The sequence below is a fragment of the Paenibacillus sp. USDA918EY genome, assembly GCF_009870825.1.
In the GTDB taxonomy this organism is placed as follows: Bacteria; Bacillota; Bacilli; order Paenibacillales; family Paenibacillaceae; genus Paenibacillus_AQ; species Paenibacillus_AQ albilobatus.
Genome location: NZ_WTWY01000007.1, coordinates 194,614 through 211,168, shown reverse-complemented (window position 1 = coordinate 211,168; position 16,555 = coordinate 194,614). Strand labels below are relative to the sequence as shown.

General features: G+C 51.9%; 21 protein-coding genes. 6 read left to right on the top strand and 15 right to left on the bottom strand.

All coding sequences use genetic code 11. The features are described 5' to 3' along the window. Positions 1-360: 360 nt before the first annotated feature. Positions 361-906 carry a 50S ribosomal protein L25 gene (locus GQY55_RS16615; RefSeq protein ID WP_160042992.1) on the top strand — a complete coding sequence of 182 codons (546 nt, stop codon included), beginning with the start codon at positions 361-363 and terminating at the stop codon, positions 904-906. A gap of 162 nt (positions 907-1,068) precedes the next feature. On the opposite strand, the gene GQY55_RS16610 is transcribed toward GQY55_RS16615, so the two are convergent. Beyond that, positions 1,069-1,422: a DoxX family protein gene (locus tag GQY55_RS16610; protein WP_160042991.1), complete on the bottom strand. Its 354-nt coding sequence runs from the start codon at positions 1,420-1,422 to the stop codon at positions 1,069-1,071. A gap of 144 nt (positions 1,423-1,566) precedes the next feature. On the opposite strand from GQY55_RS16610, the gene GQY55_RS16605 reads away from it, so the two are divergent. Next, positions 1,567-1,920: a winged helix-turn-helix transcriptional regulator gene (locus tag GQY55_RS16605; protein WP_160042990.1), complete on the top strand. Its 354-nt coding sequence runs from the start codon at positions 1,567-1,569 to the stop codon at positions 1,918-1,920. 264 nt (positions 1,921-2,184) lie between these two features. Here GQY55_RS16605 and GQY55_RS16600 read toward each other — a convergent pair whose 3' ends face one another. From GQY55_RS16600 to GQY55_RS16565, 8 genes are all read right to left on the bottom strand, one after another. Then, positions 2,185-2,721 (bottom strand): hypothetical protein, encoded by a 537-nt coding sequence (locus GQY55_RS16600; RefSeq protein WP_160042989.1) that lies wholly within the window; start codon positions 2,719-2,721, stop codon positions 2,185-2,187. A gap of 28 nt (positions 2,722-2,749) precedes the next feature. Beyond that, on the bottom strand, positions 2,750-3,901 hold the full coding sequence (locus GQY55_RS16595; protein ID WP_160042988.1) for a recombinase family protein: 1,152 nt from the start codon (positions 3,899-3,901) through the stop codon (positions 2,750-2,752). Between the two features lie 21 nt (positions 3,902-3,922). Continuing rightward, on the bottom strand, positions 3,923-4,147 hold the full coding sequence (locus GQY55_RS16590; protein ID WP_160042987.1) for a hypothetical protein: 225 nt from the start codon (positions 4,145-4,147) through the stop codon (positions 3,923-3,925). A gap of 53 nt (positions 4,148-4,200) precedes the next feature. Continuing rightward, complete coding sequence (locus tag GQY55_RS32090) at positions 4,201-4,557, bottom strand: recombinase family protein (protein ID WP_373309254.1); 357 nt, start codon at positions 4,555-4,557, stop codon at positions 4,201-4,203. A 375-nt stretch (positions 4,558-4,932) separates the two neighbouring features. Then, complete coding sequence (locus GQY55_RS16580; RefSeq protein WP_160042985.1) at positions 4,933-6,231, bottom strand: DNA primase family protein; 1,299 nt, start codon at positions 6,229-6,231, stop codon at positions 4,933-4,935. Beyond that, entirely contained in the window at positions 6,162-6,923 is a 762-nt protein-coding gene (locus tag GQY55_RS16575) for a hypothetical protein (RefSeq protein WP_160042984.1), read from the bottom strand. Before GQY55_RS16575 ends, GQY55_RS16580 begins: the two co-directional genes overlap by 70 nt. A 328-nt stretch (positions 6,924-7,251) precedes the next feature. Then, positions 7,252-7,881: an EcsC family protein gene (locus GQY55_RS16570; RefSeq protein WP_201452171.1), complete on the bottom strand. Its 630-nt coding sequence runs from the start codon at positions 7,879-7,881 to the stop codon at positions 7,252-7,254. A gap of 33 nt (positions 7,882-7,914) precedes the next feature. Next, positions 7,915-8,427, bottom strand: a complete 513-nt coding sequence (locus GQY55_RS16565) for a hypothetical protein (protein ID WP_160042983.1) — start codon at positions 8,425-8,427, stop codon at positions 7,915-7,917. A gap of 19 nt (positions 8,428-8,446) precedes the next feature. Between GQY55_RS16565 and GQY55_RS31460 the strand changes: the two genes are divergently transcribed. Next, entirely contained in the window at positions 8,447-8,659 is a 213-nt protein-coding gene (locus GQY55_RS31460; protein ID WP_236575662.1) for a hypothetical protein, read from the top strand. 132 nt (positions 8,660-8,791) lie between these two features. After that, positions 8,792-9,121, top strand: coding sequence for a helix-turn-helix domain-containing protein (locus tag GQY55_RS16555; protein ID WP_268895030.1), 330 nt, complete (start codon positions 8,792-8,794; stop codon positions 9,119-9,121). A gap of 418 nt (positions 9,122-9,539) precedes the next feature. Here the strand turns inward: GQY55_RS16555 and GQY55_RS16550 are convergent, their stop codons facing one another. From GQY55_RS16550 to GQY55_RS16525, 6 genes are all read right to left on the bottom strand, one after another. Then, positions 9,540-9,803 carry a hypothetical protein gene (locus tag GQY55_RS16550; RefSeq protein ID WP_160042980.1) on the bottom strand — a complete coding sequence of 88 codons (264 nt, stop codon included), beginning with the start codon at positions 9,801-9,803 and terminating at the stop codon, positions 9,540-9,542. Next, positions 9,794-10,300, bottom strand: coding sequence for a hypothetical protein (locus tag GQY55_RS16545; protein WP_160042979.1), 507 nt, complete (start codon positions 10,298-10,300; stop codon positions 9,794-9,796). The genes GQY55_RS16550 and GQY55_RS16545 overlap by 10 nt, the downstream gene beginning before the upstream one ends. Continuing rightward, the gene (locus GQY55_RS16540; protein ID WP_160042978.1) at positions 10,270-10,671 is read right to left on the bottom strand and encodes a hypothetical protein; all 402 of its coding nucleotides are present in this window, start codon (positions 10,669-10,671) and stop codon (positions 10,270-10,272) included. Before GQY55_RS16540 ends, GQY55_RS16545 begins: the two co-directional genes overlap by 31 nt. Before the next feature lie 252 nt (positions 10,672-10,923). Then, positions 10,924-12,051 (bottom strand): carboxynorspermidine decarboxylase, encoded by a 1,128-nt coding sequence (nspC, locus tag GQY55_RS16535; RefSeq protein ID WP_160042977.1) that lies wholly within the window; start codon positions 12,049-12,051, stop codon positions 10,924-10,926. A 1-nt stretch (position 12,052) separates the two neighbouring features. Beyond that, positions 12,053-13,291 carry a saccharopine dehydrogenase family protein gene (locus GQY55_RS16530; RefSeq protein ID WP_160042976.1) on the bottom strand — a complete coding sequence of 413 codons (1,239 nt, stop codon included), beginning with the start codon at positions 13,289-13,291 and terminating at the stop codon, positions 12,053-12,055. Between the two features lie 797 nt (positions 13,292-14,088). Further along, positions 14,089-14,352: a hypothetical protein gene (locus tag GQY55_RS16525; protein WP_160042975.1), complete on the bottom strand. Its 264-nt coding sequence runs from the start codon at positions 14,350-14,352 to the stop codon at positions 14,089-14,091. A 134-nt stretch (positions 14,353-14,486) separates the two neighbouring features. On the opposite strand from GQY55_RS16525, the gene GQY55_RS16520 reads away from it, so the two are divergent. Then, entirely contained in the window at positions 14,487-15,170 is a 684-nt protein-coding gene (locus tag GQY55_RS16520; protein ID WP_160042974.1) for a response regulator transcription factor, read from the top strand. After that, positions 15,167-16,546, top strand: a complete 1,380-nt coding sequence (locus GQY55_RS16515) for a sensor histidine kinase (protein WP_160042973.1) — start codon at positions 15,167-15,169, stop codon at positions 16,544-16,546. The genes GQY55_RS16520 and GQY55_RS16515 overlap by 4 nt, the downstream gene beginning before the upstream one ends. Positions 16,547-16,555: the final 9 nt, after the last annotated feature.

Sequence of the window (16,555 nt, the reverse complement as noted above, 5' to 3'; positions counted from 1 at the left end):
CCGATCTCCTTATGTGCGTGGCCCACCGGACGGTATCTGTAAATGGAGGCATATTCGATTTGCAGATCACGTTAATAGATCCCTGTTAAAGGAATCTTCAGGTGGTTCGCGAGTAGACAAAAATTACCCCGTGGAAATACTAACCAATCTATGATATAGTGGATAAAACCCATAGGCATTCCACTCCTCGGAGTGGGGTGCCTTCGTCTGTATTTGCGGGTTTTTTACATTTAATGTATGGCTATCGATCTGAATGGATGGAGGTCCGGATGCTATGTTTCTCTATTGATCCCCGTTCAGGGGAGGTTCGACGGCTGCTGTTACGGCGCTAAGATCACTCATGTAAAGGAGAGGTAGAGCATGGCTGCATGTATTCATACAGAAAGACGTCCGCGATTAAATTCTTCAGGACTACGCAATTTACGTCAGGAGGGGCGTTTGCCGGGGGTTGTGTTCGGTAAAAACGCAGATAACGAAACCATTCATATTTCCACTAAACAATTTGAAAAATGGCTAAAGCAAGGGGCATCCGGCTTTATTGAGCTGCAGATGGAGGGTGAACGATCAATGACGGTGCTGCTGGAGGATCTTCAGCGGAACCCGGTAACCCGCGCGCTTGTGCACGTCGACTTTCAACTCGTTCAGACGGGTGGGGTCATTCGTACGAAGCTCGGGGTGAAATTCGTAGGTACTCCAATCGGAACGAAGTCGGGCGGAGTTGTGCAAATCCAGGACCCGTATGTTGAAGTGGAGGCTTTCCCGAAAGACCTGCCATCTTCCGTTGAGCTGGACATCAGCGCGATGGACATCGGGGATACACGCTTCGTGAAAGATCTAATCCTACCGCCTGAAGTGACAGTCATCTCTGGGGATAACGAGCTTCTCGTATCCGTGTCGAAGCCTTAATGGTCTAAAGGCTGTTCCGTTGTAAAGTATCTTAAACGGCCAGACACCATATGTATTGAGCGGTTTATTTGAAATGAGCCCGGTAATTTATACCGGACTCATTTTCATTTACAGGGACCTCCATAGCGGATGCCCCTAACATCACATAGATATCATATCGGCTTAAAAACGACAGATGGCAACAAATACAGCTAATGCGAAGAAGACAATGTTCACGCCGATATCCCGGTACTCCTTGCGTTTAATATGAAATAAGGCGCCCAAAAGAACGACGACGGCAAGTCCGGTTGCGGCAATGGGCGTTAATACAGGCGCAATATCCAACGCTTGAGGCAGAATAACTCCCAGTGCCCCGACCAATTCGGCTAACCCGATAAAAACGACGAATCCTTTTGAAACGTCTTTTACCCAACCCCATGACTTTTTGGCTGTTTCATATTGAAATGCCTTCAGCCACCCCGAGTAGACAAAACCTAAGGCTACAAGCCCTTGAATGATCCATATTACAAAATTCATGAACGGTGCCAACCTCCTGATTGCTTTTTCGATATCCTCTGAAGGTATAATAGATCATGGTATTCGCCTTCGGAAGTAGGCACTTTATCTAAACATAGTAAACAAAAAGTTACCTTGCAAAGCAAAAGGGAAGTGGGGGGTTCAATGAAAGAGTATTGTAAATTCGAATCGGCACTGGATATTTTAGTGGGGAAGTGGAAGCCCGTCATTCTGCTTCAGCTGATATCAAACGGTACAATGAGGTTCAGCGAGCTTCAAAAAGCGATACCGAATATAAACAAAAAGATGCTCACCCAACAATTAAGGGAACTTGAGTATAACGATATTGTACATCGCGAGGTTTATAACCAAATCCCTCCGAAAGTAGAATATTCGATTTCGGATTACGGTAAAGGTTTAAGTGTGGTATTACAGGCATTAAACGATTGGGGAGCGGCACATATCGAGCACATGAATATGCTCTACGGAGCAGATCGTCCAGGGGATACATCTGAGTGAACCGTATCATAAGGAACGGCAAGTTTTTTCAGAAAATCCCGCAGCAGGTTTGGAAAGGCGCTTTGTAGGGCATGGGTCGGGGAAGGGCAACGTACGGCGGAAAAGTCGATGCAAGCGTGCTGCTGCGAGCTTATTCAACGAAGTCGGCTGCGTGGTAGAGAAACTCGCCTTCGCTACTTAGCTGACCAAAAAAAAACAAATCATCAAACGACGAGCAATGGAAAAAAGCAGCTTCCGGAGTTTCGGAAGCTGCTTTTCAAGTGTTTAATCTGCATCGACTGGTGTTTTTCCAGCAAATTGAGCTGGGCCGCCCTCAAATGTTTCTTGTTCTCCTTGAACATCTTGAGCCAACACATGCTCCGTTTCCGGATCGATGACATAAGTCACTTTTGCGTTCTTAAAATGTCCAACTCTCGTATCATAGCCGTCTGCAAAATCAACTTTCACGACCCAAACGAGACGGGAGTCATCAATGGACGTATTCAGTTCTTTGGCGCCATTTGATGCATTTCCCGTGTTATATTCATCCCAGGTTTTCAGTTCAAAAGAGCTGATTTTGTTATTCCCATGTAATCTGAATTTTTTAGAAATCTCGTCCTTCTTGGATAGGATTTCCGTCTTTTGATCCGCGTTTGCTTTCAGCTTAGGTTCGGGGTTCAAATTGTAGCTTTGATTTTCAGCACCAATCGGCTTCAATTGTTGCGGGTTTGCGGCATCTGCGTTCGATGAAGTGTACCAGAGACCTCCTGCAAGAACAGCCATTGTCGCTAAAACGGTTGTCCATTTCGTTATATTTTTCATTGGGATCGGCTCTTCCTTTCGCTTCAATTTAATGAGTATACGTTAAACGGTTATTGGTGCTGGAGTAAGTCGTGGTCCATCCCGTTCCATTGGTGAGATCGGTTCGTGTGGCCGAAGAAGAACTCCAATTTACCCACGATCCGGATGTGTTCCTATACTGCATGGCGGAAGAGTATGTCCCACTGGTGAAGGAGTTACTCGAATCATTACTCTCAATGCCGACATCATGACTAATACCGCTTGTGTTTGTGATGGCCGGTATGGTTGCTACGCGGTTGTAATCAAAATAGATGGTCCAGTTTGTTGAACCATTGATGGTGTCACGGGAAATCTGGAAGTTGTGGGTACCTGTTTTATACTCTGTCTCGACGTTTCGCTCATGATAATCTCCCGTAGCCGTCTGATAGGCGATGAAATGGCCATGCCAGTCATCCACATAGCCATCACTGTTATTTACAGGGCCGCGTGTCGTTCCGGCTTCAATCCAGCGAGTGTTGCTAAAACCGATCCACATTTCCTTATTGATGAAACTTCCGGAAACGTGATCCAAGTCCTCTTGGTCGTTCGTGATCGACGAATAGATGCCGGTAGTGGTTACTGACAATCGCTGGGCAGCATACCAATGGGGGTTTACGGGGCTCGCATTGGCTGCTGGAACGGCGAGAAGGGTGAGTGCGGCAAGCACGACAAGTAACGTGGCAATGGGTTTGCGTTTCTTCAAGGTCATAGTACGCATTCTCCTCCTGAATAGAGTTGTCTCTACTGACTGACTTAGAAGAGTGGATGCACCTTGATGACTGACGCAGTTGTTAGGCTCAGCGACGTTGTCTCTCGTTTTCAGTTGATCTTCCACCTCCCTTACAAATATAAGACACATTTTATGAGTGAAAGGTTGCATTTGGATCTGGCCGCTCTCGACGTCCCTGAGAAGCTCCTTGAGAGCGGGGCGCTTGTCAATGGTCTTGCCGGAGATCCCGGCGTCGATGTACTCTTTGAACACGATTTTGTGCTCCGTCTTGCAGAGTGCCCGAAGCGTCTCCAACTGGGCTTCGATGCTGTACCCTTGCTCGGCCTGCTCCTCCGTACTCACTCTAGCGTAGATGGCTATCTGGACAACAGCCGGAGGAAAGGGGTTCTTGAGCACGTTGAGGGGCGGCGTTTTTCGTTTTACCAGTGTCATGGTGGTCGTGTCCTCCTTGTTCTAAGCAATTCGCCTGAATTCTCGCGTTCCGAGGAGTTCGGCGGTCAGTTCGAAATCGGCTTGCTCGTCGTCTTCTTGCTCCAGAAAGGCATTGACGAACAGGAGAGTCTGCTCGTCGACTTTCGCGCGGGCGGACCGTCTTGCCGGTTGGGTAAGGTGGCGCTTGACCAGTTCGGACAGAAGCTCGATCATCGTTTGGTAGTTGTCGGCAACAGTGAGTTGCATCGGCGGGTTCCTCCTTCGTTCAAAGTCGGCTGGGGAGTCAGGTTGAACTGCGTCTAGCACGATGATATTCTGCGGCACTGGGCCAAGACTCCAACGATTTGCATCCCCATCTTGGAGAATGTGGTCGGGTCAAAATTGGGGTCGGACACGCAGCGCAAGGTGACGTTGTGACGCTTGAGCTGCTCCATGATGAGCAAAAGATCGGAAAGTCGGCGTGTGAGTCGGTCTACCTTCCAGACCCAAAGCTCCGATACCTTTCCGTTCTCGATCTCCTGAAGAAGTTCGAGGAGTGCGGGACGCTTCTCGATCGAGTTGCCGGAAAAACTTGCGTCCACAAACTCCTTGAAGACGATTTTGTGTTCATCCTTGCACCTGTTCCTGACTGCTTCCAACTGCTCCTCGATGCCCACCCCGAGTTCTGAACGTTCTTTCGTGCCCGTCCGCCCGTACGAGACACTTGTAGTTGCTTGCTTTCTCCTGCCATTTTCATGTGATTTCCTCCCTGTTTTATGCAATTCTCACGAACGCTCGATTGCCGAGAAGTTCGATGTTTAGTCCGTTGTCGGTGAGTGGAGCGGTACCGAAAAGGTGCCGCCCTGTCGCCCTTTGTTGCGTCGCTTGGAAACTCAGTCGCACTGGAGTCGCCCTGACCCGCACTTTGCACAGGTTCAACGCCTTTCGAGAGTGCGTCTGAGTGCGCCAGCAGTTCACCAGCGGAATCCAGCGCTTTGCTCGGCTCCGTTGGGCTGGCGGCGAAAGTGCGGCAGAGCAGCAGAAGCTTCGCCTCAGCACCTCAAACTGACGAACTGTTGCCCTCCCCAAGAACTGAGGTGGAAACGGTAGTTGTCAAAGTCAAAGTGCTCCGGCTTGCCGTCCAGCCACTCCCTGACTTGGATTCCGTGGAAGATCTGGGCGGGAAGGTAGTTGAGGTCGAACTGGATGCTTTCGTGATCCCACTCTTCCTCTAACGCGAACACTTCGCAGTCCTCGTCGTCTTCATTCCCAGACAACCGCTCGTTCGAGTCCTCTTCCAAAAGTTCGCCGAACCTGCCGCCAACGGTGACTCGCGCGGTCACTTTCTGTCCGCTGTTGGCTTGGCTCTCCCGTTGGCCGGGCGCTGTTTCAGTCGCCGCGTCGTCGCTTTCACCGAAAATGTCGACGATGCTCTGTTTTGCTTCCTTCAACAGTTTCAAACCGTGAAGGAACCGGAGACCGTTCGACTGGCGTTCTTCCGGTATGGGAATCCCTGCTTCCAGCAGCGCGTTTCTGAAGGCCGTCCAGAAAACTCGGCGGTCGCGCGAAGTCCTCGACGCGAAATCCGTCTCGCCCTGTTGCCTGCACCACGTTTGGAAGCGGTCGAACAGTTCGTTTTTGTTTACCCGGTCATCGTCGGTTCCCTGCTCGACGAAGTCAGACACAAACGGAATGACCGGATTCTGTTCTGCCTTGTAGCTGTTGACTGCTTGTTCGATTGCCACGGCCTCCGAGAAGACGAAGTCGCGCTCCCGCAAGCGCCGCAGTCCTTCCATGGCGAAGTTGAAGATGCCCGGCAACTCCTCCAGCAGCTTCTCCAGCAACATTTTGTCGGCCTCCGCCCCCTTGAACACGCGCCGGAACGGGATGATGACCAAACGGCGGAAGAAGCCGTGCGACTTGTCCATCGTGGCGGGCAGCGCGTTCATGCCGAACAGCAGCTTGCAGACCGGGCGGTAGCTGAACCCTTTCTCGTGCTTGTTCTCGACGCGAATCATGTCTCCTGCCGCGATGCTCTTGATCTGCTGCGTGTTTAGCCCCTTTTCGCTGAACTCGTTCTCGGAGGAGACATTGAGCAGCTTCTCGACCAGTTCGCCGCGAGCGAAAGGTTGGCTAAGCTCGTTCATTGCGACGTGGGAGACGTTTTGTTTCCCGCACAGGTGCTCGATGATCTCGATCAGCACCGACTTGCCGTTCGAGCCGACACCTTCCAGAATGAAGACCTTGTGCGCCCGTGTTTCTGCGGTGCAGCAGTACCCCATCATTTCCTGCACGACGCCGATGGTTTGCTTGTCGCCTTGAAACACTTCAACCTCAAGAACCTCGGACACTCGGCGTTTTCGTCGTAAACCAAGGGGTTCTGGATGCTGGAGTGGAAGTCCGGGTGGTGCTCTTCCAGTTCGAGCGTGTCGGTGTTGAACATGCCGTTCGCCAAGTTCAAGTGACTCCGGAACGTGTCGAACTCCTCCACGGACTTGGCCAGCCGCGCGAGCGTCGTCATGTAGGCGCTCTCCCAAGCTGGACGCCAAACGTTCGGTTGGGTGGTCTCGATCAGCCTGGTAAGTCGTCGCTGCAGTTGTTTCTCGGCGAGATGACGCCAAACGCCGCGTTCAAAGAGGAAGAAGCGCTCGCCTTTGGTGAACCGCAGTTCGAACTTCTTAAGCACGTACTTGGCGAACAGGTTGGGGTTGATGTCCGTGATCCCTTTGACCGGGTCGACGACGAAGCCCTTTCGCTCTAAGTCCTCAATTCGTTCGAGGGACAAGACGGCTTCGCCCGAACGGGAGGACGCGTTGAACTTGGCCTTTTCCGCCTCGGACTTCAGCGCGTCGTTCAGGTCGCGCAACGGCACGCCCCTGTCGGCGAGCGCTCCCTTCAGTCGCTGGAACTCGGCAAGGTTTTCCTGTTTTGCATTCAGCAGCGCCCGCAAAACGGGTTGCTCGAAAGGAGCGCCTCTGTTGCCGCTGGCGTACTCCTCCAGCGCTTCGTCAATCAGGTTTCTCACTTGCTGTTCGTTGTCCATTTTTCATCCCCTTTCTCTAAGTCCATATCATAGAGTCAAGGGGGAGAAGAATCATTGCCCGAAACAGGTCGGAAACAGGAAAAAAACGCTGCCCCTCTTTAACGTTCGTGAGGCTTTTGCCGATGGACTTCGACGCCAAAACGTCCGACAAGGGTCAGACAGTTGAGAGGAAATTGTCTCCCAATCTTGCAAAATCGCACTCTAGCTCTTTTTTTCGCGAGAAGTTTTGAAAAAAGGGGGGACGATCGGATTTGTCCTCGAAGTTCAAGGGCTCCCGGCCAAATGCAAAAAGCCCTTCGGACTGTCCGAAGGGCTCTTGAGAAATTCTTTATACTGTTTTCCCGACAAACGTGTCGCGGGCGACGTTGCCGACGATGTTGGTCGTGATGCCGTCGAACAGGGCGTTCGTGACGCCGCCGACGACCGGGACGACTTTGGCGAGGCTAGCCACGCCGTTCTGACCCAGCTTTGCCGCGAGCTTCACGGCAACCGCTTGGTTCACTCTTTTGGCGACTTCGCCGGACAATCGGGCAAGCACTTGCTCGGTCAGCTTGGTTCCGACAGCAATGCCCGCGTTCTTGAGGATGCCCTTTGCCGCGTTCCCTGCAAGACAGGCAATGGAAAGCGCCTTGACGCGGTCGTCCTCCGGGTCGCATCCCGCGAGGATGGCGATGGCCGCGACCATGCGAAGCTGGAGGTAGATTGCGCTCGCAATGTTGGCCGGGACGGCAACGGGGAGGGTGACAAGACCGCCAAGGCCTGTCAGGAAGCCAGTCGCTGCGGCTTTCGTGTTTTGGGCGCGCATGAGGGCGTTGGCCTTTTCAGTCAGGGTTCCTTCGCGCTTCATGTACTCCTCAGCCAGTTCGGCTGCCGACTGCGTCTTGGGCACGCCGCCTTGGACAGCCTTCTCGTAAGCCCACGCGAGCAGTTTCGTGATCGCTTCTGCGTTCAGTTTCAAGCGAGTTCTTCACCTCCTTGGCAAAGTTTCACGTCAGTTTCCTCCGACGTTCGGGTTGGTGATGATGGCCCGGAGCGGTTTGTCGCTGAGGGAATCCTCCATTAGCGCGTACCCTGCAATCTCCTCGGGCTTCACGCTGAACCCCAGTTCAATTTTCGCCTTTCCTCCCGGTAGAATCTTTCTTCTGGAGGTATAGGGGTCGATTCCCGAATCCACGATGGCCTGATCTACAGTGATCGCGGCAATGTTGCTGCTTCCCGCCTCCACGGTCTTGTCGGAGCCGTTGTTCACTTCGATGGTCACGGTCGTCTGCTTGTCCTTCGAAGACCATTGAGAAGACAGGACGTACATTTCCAAGCCTTCGAATCCATCGGCGGTGATGCCACTGGTGGACGGGGAGTCGTCTGCGTTGGCTTGGGACGGGTCGTTCACAACGTTTCCGTTCTCGTCCGTTTCGAGATTGCCGATCGGCAGGAGCGGAGCAGGGGCGTCGGGGTCGGTTGTTTCCTCCGGAACTGCGCTGTTGGCAGGCTTGGTCGGCGGCACTGATTCCTGTTCCGCGCTTTTGCTCTACTGGGGCGACGGCGGCGGGCTGGCCGACGGGGCGGGGGAAGCAGCCTGCGATTGCGCGGCAGTCGTCGGCTCGTCCGGCTTTTGGCCGCACGCTGTCAAAAGGATGGCCAGCAGCAGAATTGTTGCTGAAAAAGCTGTTTTCTTGTTCATGCTATCTCTCTCCGTCTCGTTTTTGGTGGTTGGTCTTCTGGAAGATTCTTCCTGAACAGCGACAGTCCTATTCTAGCACAGATAGTTCCTTTGGGGTAGATTTTTGTCGAAGGCTACCCTATCGTCCCTTGGGTGCTTTGACCCGCTGTTCTATGGTTGGCATAGGGTGATCGTTGTGAGTGAAATCATGAAAAAGGTCGGGGAGGGAATCCGACACTTCCGAAAACAAAGGGGCTTGAGTCAGGAGGACTTGGCCCACAAAGCGCAAATCCACGAGAGCTACATCGGAAAGCTGGAGAGGTCTGAGAAAACCTGCTCGGTCGAGGTGCTCGCCAAGGTGACGGACGCGCTCGGCGTCTCGTTGGTCGACTTTTTCCGCTACATCCAACCGGAGGTCGGGGCGGGTGGAGACACAGCGCTTGGGCAGATCGTGGACAGGCTCCGTGGGCGGAGCACCGCCGAGCAAAAGAAAGTGCTGAAAGTGATCGACGCGGTGCTGGACGACAAGCCGAGGTGAAGGGAACAACAAAAAGCGGGTTCGGCCCAGAGCCGGGTTTGAGCCGCACTGCCGCCCTGTTTGGAAAAAGCCTTGCAGGGCGTGTCTTTTCGTGCTTGGACAACCCGCCCTGCTACCGCACTGAGCCGCACTTTTTCGGAGGGTCGACAAGCCGGAGGGCGGCTGAGTTCAGGTTCAGGGCTGAGTCAAGCCCTTGAGCCGCGTGGAAAGTGCGGCAGGGCGGCGCTTTCTTCCCGTGCAGCGACAGAAGTTTGAAGCGTGTTGGTTCGGTCCAGGCGGCACAGCAAAGCAGCGCCGTTTTTTGGTTTTGGCTGCAGGGCAACGGAAGGGCGGCAAAGTGCAGGTCGAGTGCGGCTGAAAAGCCTTGCGGGGCTTGGAAAGTGCGGCAGGGCGGTTCAGGGGAGGAGAGCGGCGCGGTCTACGTAAACTTTTTCAACTGGCGGGCGACGGTCTTTTTCTCCAAACGGAGGGCCAGCAACTCGGACTGGAGCCGCAGGCTGATGGCGTGAACGGCTTGGAGGATCTCTTCGACCCCTTCGCGACTGAGAGGCCCTTCGCTCTTGAAGAACAGGTCAAAAATGGAGCTTTGGGCCAGTTCGCACGCTTCCAGCCGCTCGAGCAGTCTGTCTTCCGCATTGATAAGTTGATTGTACGTTTCGTACGGGTTGGCGGTCACGTCCACGTTTCGTCCCCCTCGCTCGTTCCTTGTCTCGTTGCTTCTCCCAGTTTCGCTTGGTCTGTCCGGGTCTGAAACGGGTCTTCGAGCCGGACGCACAGCAGCGCTTCGTCCGGTTCGCTTGTCCACCGGATTGCGGTCAAGACTTCGGAGCCGTGCAGGTGCGGGGCGTCGGCGAAGCTTTCCTCTTCCCAAACGAACTCCGCCGACTGCTGGCGCTCGTCGACTTCAAGGAAGAAGTCCGAGCCGTCGACGTAGGGGTTCGCTTCCTGCGCGTCAGAAGTTCGGAGCACGACGCGAACGCGGTGAGTCGGTCTGCGACTGCCGGGTTCCTGAGACAGTCCGTTTTCTTCACCTTCTCGGAACGGCTTTGCCGCCGCTGCCATGACCCAGACGTTCGAGCCCTCGTCCGGGGAAGTACCCTTGCGGTCAAACGTTTCCTTGAGCTTTTGGACGATCAGTTCGTTTACAGTTAGCTTCTTTGCGCTTGTTCGCTCAGCCATTGCTCCGCCTCCTCGTCGTGTGTTCCCGCCAGCGTGAAGATCGTTACTACAAAGTCGTTGTCCAGCATTGCCGCGAGCCTGTACGCCTGCACTTCGACAAGGTCGAGCTTTTCGACGAACTCGACTGCGCGGCGGGGAAAATCGCCGCTCTCGCTGTTCAGTCCCGCAAAGTTCAGGCCGCGCAGGTCGTCGCCCGCTTCCAGCAAGACAATCGGCCCGTGCTGGTCGAGCCGGAATGCGTCTTCCTCGTCGTCGGCCAACTCTTCCTCCAGTTGCCGAAAGAACTCGGCGATGTGTTCTGCCAGCGCTGCGGGCGCAGTGCCGTCCCGGAGAAGGTCTTCGACGTCCTGCCGGGTGTTGATGGTTCGCATGTTCATCCCTCCCGAAAAAGTTGAAGACCCCCTCCGCGAAAGTCACGCGAAAGGGGTCTTTGTGTCTTGCAAGATCATGATATATGCTTTCAAGTGAAGGCTTTTCGGTTTTTGTCGAGGAAGTCCAAGCACGAAAAGGCGGCGGGTGAAAAAACTTGCCGTTTCAGATAGCGCGGAGAACCGTATCATAAGGAACGGCGAAAACGCAACAAAGCCTTAACCCTGATGACAGGGCTAAGGCTTTGTTATTCATTAAGCGAGTCTCATCTTAAAATCCTGATAGCCGAACTCGCGCACGATGCGGCAATTGCCGTCTTTCTCCTGCACGGCGATGGCCGGCAGCGGCATGCCGTTGAAGGTGTTCGTTTTGACCATGGAGTAGATCGCCATGTCTTCGAACACCAATCTGTCGCCGCTCTTCAGGGGTTGATCGAAGGAATAGTCTCCGATGACGTCGCCCGTAAGGCAGGTCGGACCGCCAAGGCGATAAGTGTACGGTTTCTCCCCGGCTTCGCCCGAACCGATCAGCGGCGGGCGATAAGGCATTTCCAGAACATCCGGCATGTGACAGGTCGCCGACGTGTCCACGATCGCGATCTCGATGCCGTTGCGATGGATATCTAGGACCGAAGTAACCATATAGCCCGCATTCAGTGCAATGGCTTCTCCCGGTTCGAGATAAACTTCCAAACCGTATTTCTCCTGCATTCTCTTAATGCATGCTTCCAATCTCGGAATATCATAATCTTCCCGCGTGATATGGTGGCCGCCGCCGAAATTGATCCATTCCATTTGCGGCAGCCATGGCCCGAACTTGTCTTCGACCGCGTTCAGCGTGGTCTCCAAATCATCCGAGTTCTGCTGGCACAGGGTATGGAAGTGCAATCCCGTCACGCCTTCAAGCAGTTCCGGCCGGAAATCCTCTTGTTTTACGCCAAATCTAGAACCCGGCGAACAAGGATCGTAAATTTCATGCCCCACTTGCGTCGAACATTCCGGATTGATGCGAAGGCCTACCTTTTTGCCGGCTGCAAGAGCTTTCCCTTTAAACTTTTCCAGCTGGGAAAAGGAATTGAAGATGATATGGTCGCAAATGGAAACAATCTCGTCGATTTCATCTTCACGGTAGGCAGGGGCAAAGACGTGGTTTTCCTTGCCCATTTCCTCGTGCCCCAGCCGTGCTTCGAATAAACCGCTCGCAGTCGTGCCGCTTAAATACTGTCCGATGAGCGGGTACATCTCGGTCATGGAAAAAGCTTTTTGCGCCAGCACGATTTTGGCTCCCGTACGCTGCATGACGCCGTTCAAAATTTTCAGGTTTTTTTCGATGAGCGCCTCATCGACAACAAAACAAGGTGTCGGTAACTCCTCGAACCGCATATTAACGAACGAGCTCCGGCTCTTTTGTTTCTTCAGGCAGGGCGTCCACCAGCACCGGATTGAAGTCTTCTACCCATGGGAGTCCCCATTTGTTCAGCTCTTCCATGAATGGATCCGGATCGAACTCTTCGACGTTGTATACGCCCGGTTTGTTCCATTTGCCGGTGAGGACCATCGCCGCGCCGATCATGGCAGGAACGCCGGTCGTGTAAGAGATGGCTTGGGAGCCCACTTCTTTGTAGCACTCTTGATGGTCGCAAACGTTGTAGACATAATACGTCTTGTCTTGGCCGTCTTTTTTCCCTTTGAAGATGCAGCCGATGTTCGTTTTGCCTACTGTCCGAGGACCGAGGGAAGCCGGGTCCGGAAGCACAGCCTTCAGGAATTGAAGCGGAATGATTTGTTTGCCTTCGAATTCGATCGGTTCGATGGAGGTCATTCCCACGTTTTCAAGCGCCTTCAAGTGCATGAGATAGCTTTGGCCGAACGTCATGAAGAAACGGATGCGTTTCAGTCCAGGGATGTTTTGCGCAAGAGACTCGAGCTCCTCGTGGTACAGCAGATACATGTCCTTTTTGCCGACTTCGGCGAAGTTATACTCGCGTTTGATTTCCATCGGTTTCGTTTCGATCCATTCCCCGTTTTCCCAGTAGCGGCCGTTGGCGGACACTTCACGGATATTGATTTCCGGGTTGAAGTTGGTTGCGAAAGGATAGCCATGATCCCCGCCGTTGCAATCCAGAATATCGATATATTCAATTTCGTCAAAATAGTGTTTCAATGCATAAGCGGAGAATACCCCGGTGACGCCTGGGTCGAATCCGCTGCCCAGAAGTGCCGTGATTCCTGCTTTTTCAAAGCGTTCCCGGTACTCCCATTGCCATTTGTATTCGAATTTCGCCGTATCTTCCGGCTCATAGTTTGCCGTGTCCATATAGTGCGTTTTGGTAGCCAGGCAAGCATCCATGATCGTCAAATCTTGGTAAGGCAGAGCCAGGTTCATGACGATATCCGGTTTAACTTCGTTAATCAGAGCGATCAGCTCGTCTACGTTGTTGGCATCGACCTGAGCCGTCGTAATTTTGGTTTTGCCGCCGTCCAATTTGGCTTTCAGTTCGTCGCATTTGGACTTCGTGCGGCTGGCGATGCAGATTTCCTCGAAGACCTCGCTGTTTTGAACGCATTTATGAACTGCTACAGATGCTACGCCGCCGGCGCCGATGATTAGTGCTTTTCCCATTTCTCAATCTCCTCACCAAAATAAAATTTTCTGTAAAACGGCACAAAAAAAGCAAGCGAAACACGCACCCATGCGCATCACACTTGCTTGATATAGTCAAATAATAAGATAGTTCCATTAAGCATGACAGGACAAACCTCAAGCGCTCGCCAGTCAGCCATAAAACGCATCGTTTTCATGGAAGGCTCTTAATATTCAAATATATTGCCTTAGGATCAGAGTCTATATAGCAAATAATTACTTTTACCACTCTTATTGACCGTTTCACAAGTTGTGTGCGTATGCACTGGTTATAAAGTTACCAACTTATAAAATTTGAGCTTTTAACTCAATCAATAAGGCAACGAAAGTTGCCAATCGGCATTTGACCCGGCTGTCCGTATGGCCTTAACTACCCGAAGGAAGTGGTCAAAGATTATCTGCTTGGAAAGATCCTACATATATCGAATATTCGCTTTCCAAAAATTATGCTTCTCCATAATAGCAGGATAGGCAGTATTGAGCAAGAGGAAATTTGAAACAAGCGTTTTTGGCGGTGTCGAAAACCAATGAGGTATCCGATTTAAAGGTATTCAACATGCCGTAGCCTTACACCTGATAATACAATCAATCGGAATGGTCCAATGAAACGGGGAAGACGACACGTAGCATGGTATGCGCTTGAGTTGCCCTCTGTGCGTTAATACCCCAAATTTCTATCCAAATTTTTTTCGCGCCGATGTCTTGCTTCGCCTTTCTCCAGCGCTTTATCGGCCGGTTTTTGCGGGAGGATGGAATCACTCGCACATAGCTACCGATTATTCGGCTGAGCTGATTTTTGCGTTCAATAACTCGTCAAAGGTAACAATTTTTAATGTATCCATATTAATTAAACAGTCCGTAAAGTCAGGGTCATCTTGCGTTTTTCGAATGGCGGTTTTAAATATTGGAGATTGCAGCGTTTCGGCATCATCCTGATAATCCTTTGGCTCTATTTTTTTGGATTCATCCAATAATACCTGACCATTCATATCTACCAATTCTGCATAAAATGCAGAACGCTCTTGCAAAAAAACGCCCATTTGGATACATTACGGGGAATGGTAACCCTGTGACCTATTATTTTTTGATGTTCCTCGTGAAGAAGGGGAATAGAAGGACATGATGCATAGTTTATCTAATTTGTAACGAACAATAGGAACAGAGACTGGGGGTTTTGAAGTTGAACCATCTGCTTCTGGCAGACGATGATCCAAATATTAGAGCGCTGGTGCGTTACGTCATGACCCGTGAAGGATATCGCGTGCACGAAGCTCAAGACGGGGCCGAGGCGGTAAAGGTTATGGAACGCTCGCCGATCGATATTGCGATCATTGATGTGATGATGCCGCATATGGACGGGTTTGAGCTGTGTGAGCATATTCGGCAGCAATACGATATCCCGATTATTTTGCTGACGGCCAAAGACCAGTTGTCCGATAAAGAACAAGGTTATCTAAGAGGGACGGATGACTATGTGACCAAACCTTTCGAGCCCGAAGAGCTGCTCTTCCGGGTCAAGGCGCTGTTCCGCCGCTATAACCGGCCAGCGGATGACATCATTCGGATGCATCGTATTACCATTGACCGCAAAAACGTTGAAGTGACCGACGGCCAATCTCTTATTTTACTGCCGATGAAAGAGTTTGAGTTGCTGGCCCAGCTGGCGCAATATCCGGGGCGTCTATTTTCCCGCGAAGAGTTGATCCGTCTCGTATGGGGCCAGGATTATGAAGGAGACGACAATACGGTTAATGTGCATATCAACAGGCTGCGTCAGCGTTTTGCCGATTACGCGGATGATTTTGTTATTCAGACGGTTCGCGGCATCGGCTACAAAATTGTGGTGAGGGACAAATGAAGAGTCTGTACTATCGCGTGTTTCTGATCACATTAGCCGTCATCTTCGCCAGCAGCGTGCTGGGATTGCTTGGTTCAAATATTTACTACCATATGAAGCTCAAACCTTATAACGATAAGAAGCTTGTTTCCATTGCCGTGCAGATGAAGGACTTTATTGAATTCAATCCTGACGGTATGGAGCGATATCTTCGCAATGCAGCCTCGTTAGGGTACGAAATCTATGTGACGGATGGGCAAGGAGAATCGCATTTTTATGGAGGGGGCTTCCGTGAACAGGATCTGGATAAGCAAGACATCCGGTTCGTCCTTAGCGGAGGCATCTATCACGGTGTTGCGCAGTTTCCGAACAAGCCGTTCATTACCGGCTTCTTTGAAAACCGTTTAAGCAATACGGTCGGCGTGTCCATCCAAACATCCGGGAAGACCTATGCCTTGTTCATGCGGCCGGATGTACTGCTGCAGTTCGGGGAGCTTCGTACCTTCTTTGCACTGGTCTTATCGCTGACCATCATCATTAGCATATTATTTTTCTTGATGAGCACTCGTTATATCGTCAAGCCGATTACGCGGTTAACCGAAGCAACCAAACGCCTTGCGCAAGGGAACTACAATCTTCGGTTAAAAACCGGAAGACGCGATGAAATCGGTCAGCTGGCCGAGCATTTTATGACGATGGGCCGGGAACTGGAGCGGGTCGATCTGGCACGCCAACAGTTTGTATCGAATGTATCGCATGAAATCCAATCGCCGCTCACCTCCATCCAAGGATTTGCCAAAGTATTGGCGCAAGGGGATTTGCCGAAAGAGGAACGTTTGCAATATGCCTCGATTATTGAAACTGAAAGCCGCCACCTCTCGATGCTAAGCAAACAACTTTTGCTGCTCTCTACGCTGGAACAAGGGGAAGAGGCGCTGAACAAGAAGCGCTTTTACTTGCGCGGCCATATCCGTCAAGCCGTCGAGATGCTGCAATGGCAGCTGGAAGAGAAAGATTTGCTGCTTAAACTATCGGTTCCGGAGTCCATTTCGGTTCAGGGAGACGAAGTGCTGCTGATGCAAGTGTGGACAAACTTGCTGAGCAATGCCGCAAGCCATATTCCGTCAGGCCGAAGCATTGAAGTGTATGCGGAGGAAATGCAGTCCCATATCCGCGTCGTCATTTCGGATACCGGAGAAGGGATTGCTCCCGAGCATTTGCCCTTTCTATTCGACCGTTTTTACCGTGTCGATCGCGCACGGGAACGTGCTTCGGGCCGAACGGGTTTGGGGCTTGCCATCGTGAAAAGGATCGTGCAGCTGCACGAGGGAAATATTGAAGTGAGCAGCTCGGTAGGGGTTGGCACAAGATTTATTGTAACGCTTCCCAAATTGTAATTTGTTATT

Coding starts and splice junctions, on each gene's coding strand:
- GQY55_RS16530 (WP_160042976.1), bottom strand. CDS start 13,291: ATGGGAAAAGCACTAATCATCGGCGCCGGCGGCGTAGCATCTGTAGCA.
- GQY55_RS16590 (WP_160042987.1), bottom strand. CDS start 4,147: ATGCAACTCACTGTTGCCGACAACTACCAAACGATGATCGAGCTTCTG.
- GQY55_RS16575 (WP_160042984.1), bottom strand. CDS start 6,923: ATGGACAACGAACAGCAAGTGAGAAACCTGATTGACGAAGCGCTGGAG.
- GQY55_RS16600 (WP_160042989.1), bottom strand. CDS start 2,721: ATGAAAAATATAACGAAATGGACAACCGTTTTAGCGACAATGGCTGTT.
- GQY55_RS16605 (WP_160042990.1), top strand. CDS start 1,567: ATGAAAGAGTATTGTAAATTCGAATCGGCACTGGATATTTTAGTGGGG.
- GQY55_RS16615 (WP_160042992.1), top strand. CDS start 361: ATGGCTGCATGTATTCATACAGAAAGACGTCCGCGATTAAATTCTTCA.
- GQY55_RS16525 (WP_160042975.1), bottom strand. CDS start 14,352: ATGGGCGTTTTTTTGCAAGAGCGTTCTGCATTTTATGCAGAATTGGTA.
- GQY55_RS16555 (WP_268895030.1), top strand. CDS start 8,792: ATGAAAAAGGTCGGGGAGGGAATCCGACACTTCCGAAAACAAAGGGGC.
- GQY55_RS16610 (WP_160042991.1), bottom strand. CDS start 1,422: ATGAATTTTGTAATATGGATCATTCAAGGGCTTGTAGCCTTAGGTTTT.
- nspC (WP_160042977.1), bottom strand. CDS start 12,051: ATGCGGTTCGAGGAGTTACCGACACCTTGTTTTGTTGTCGATGAGGCG.
- GQY55_RS16545 (WP_160042979.1), bottom strand. CDS start 10,300: ATGGCTGAGCGAACAAGCGCAAAGAAGCTAACTGTAAACGAACTGATC.
- GQY55_RS16540 (WP_160042978.1), bottom strand. CDS start 10,671: ATGCGAACCATCAACACCCGGCAGGACGTCGAAGACCTTCTCCGGGAC.
- GQY55_RS16515 (WP_160042973.1), top strand. CDS start 15,167: ATGAAGAGTCTGTACTATCGCGTGTTTCTGATCACATTAGCCGTCATC.
- GQY55_RS16595 (WP_160042988.1), bottom strand. CDS start 3,901: ATGACACTGGTAAAACGAAAAACGCCGCCCCTCAACGTGCTCAAGAAC.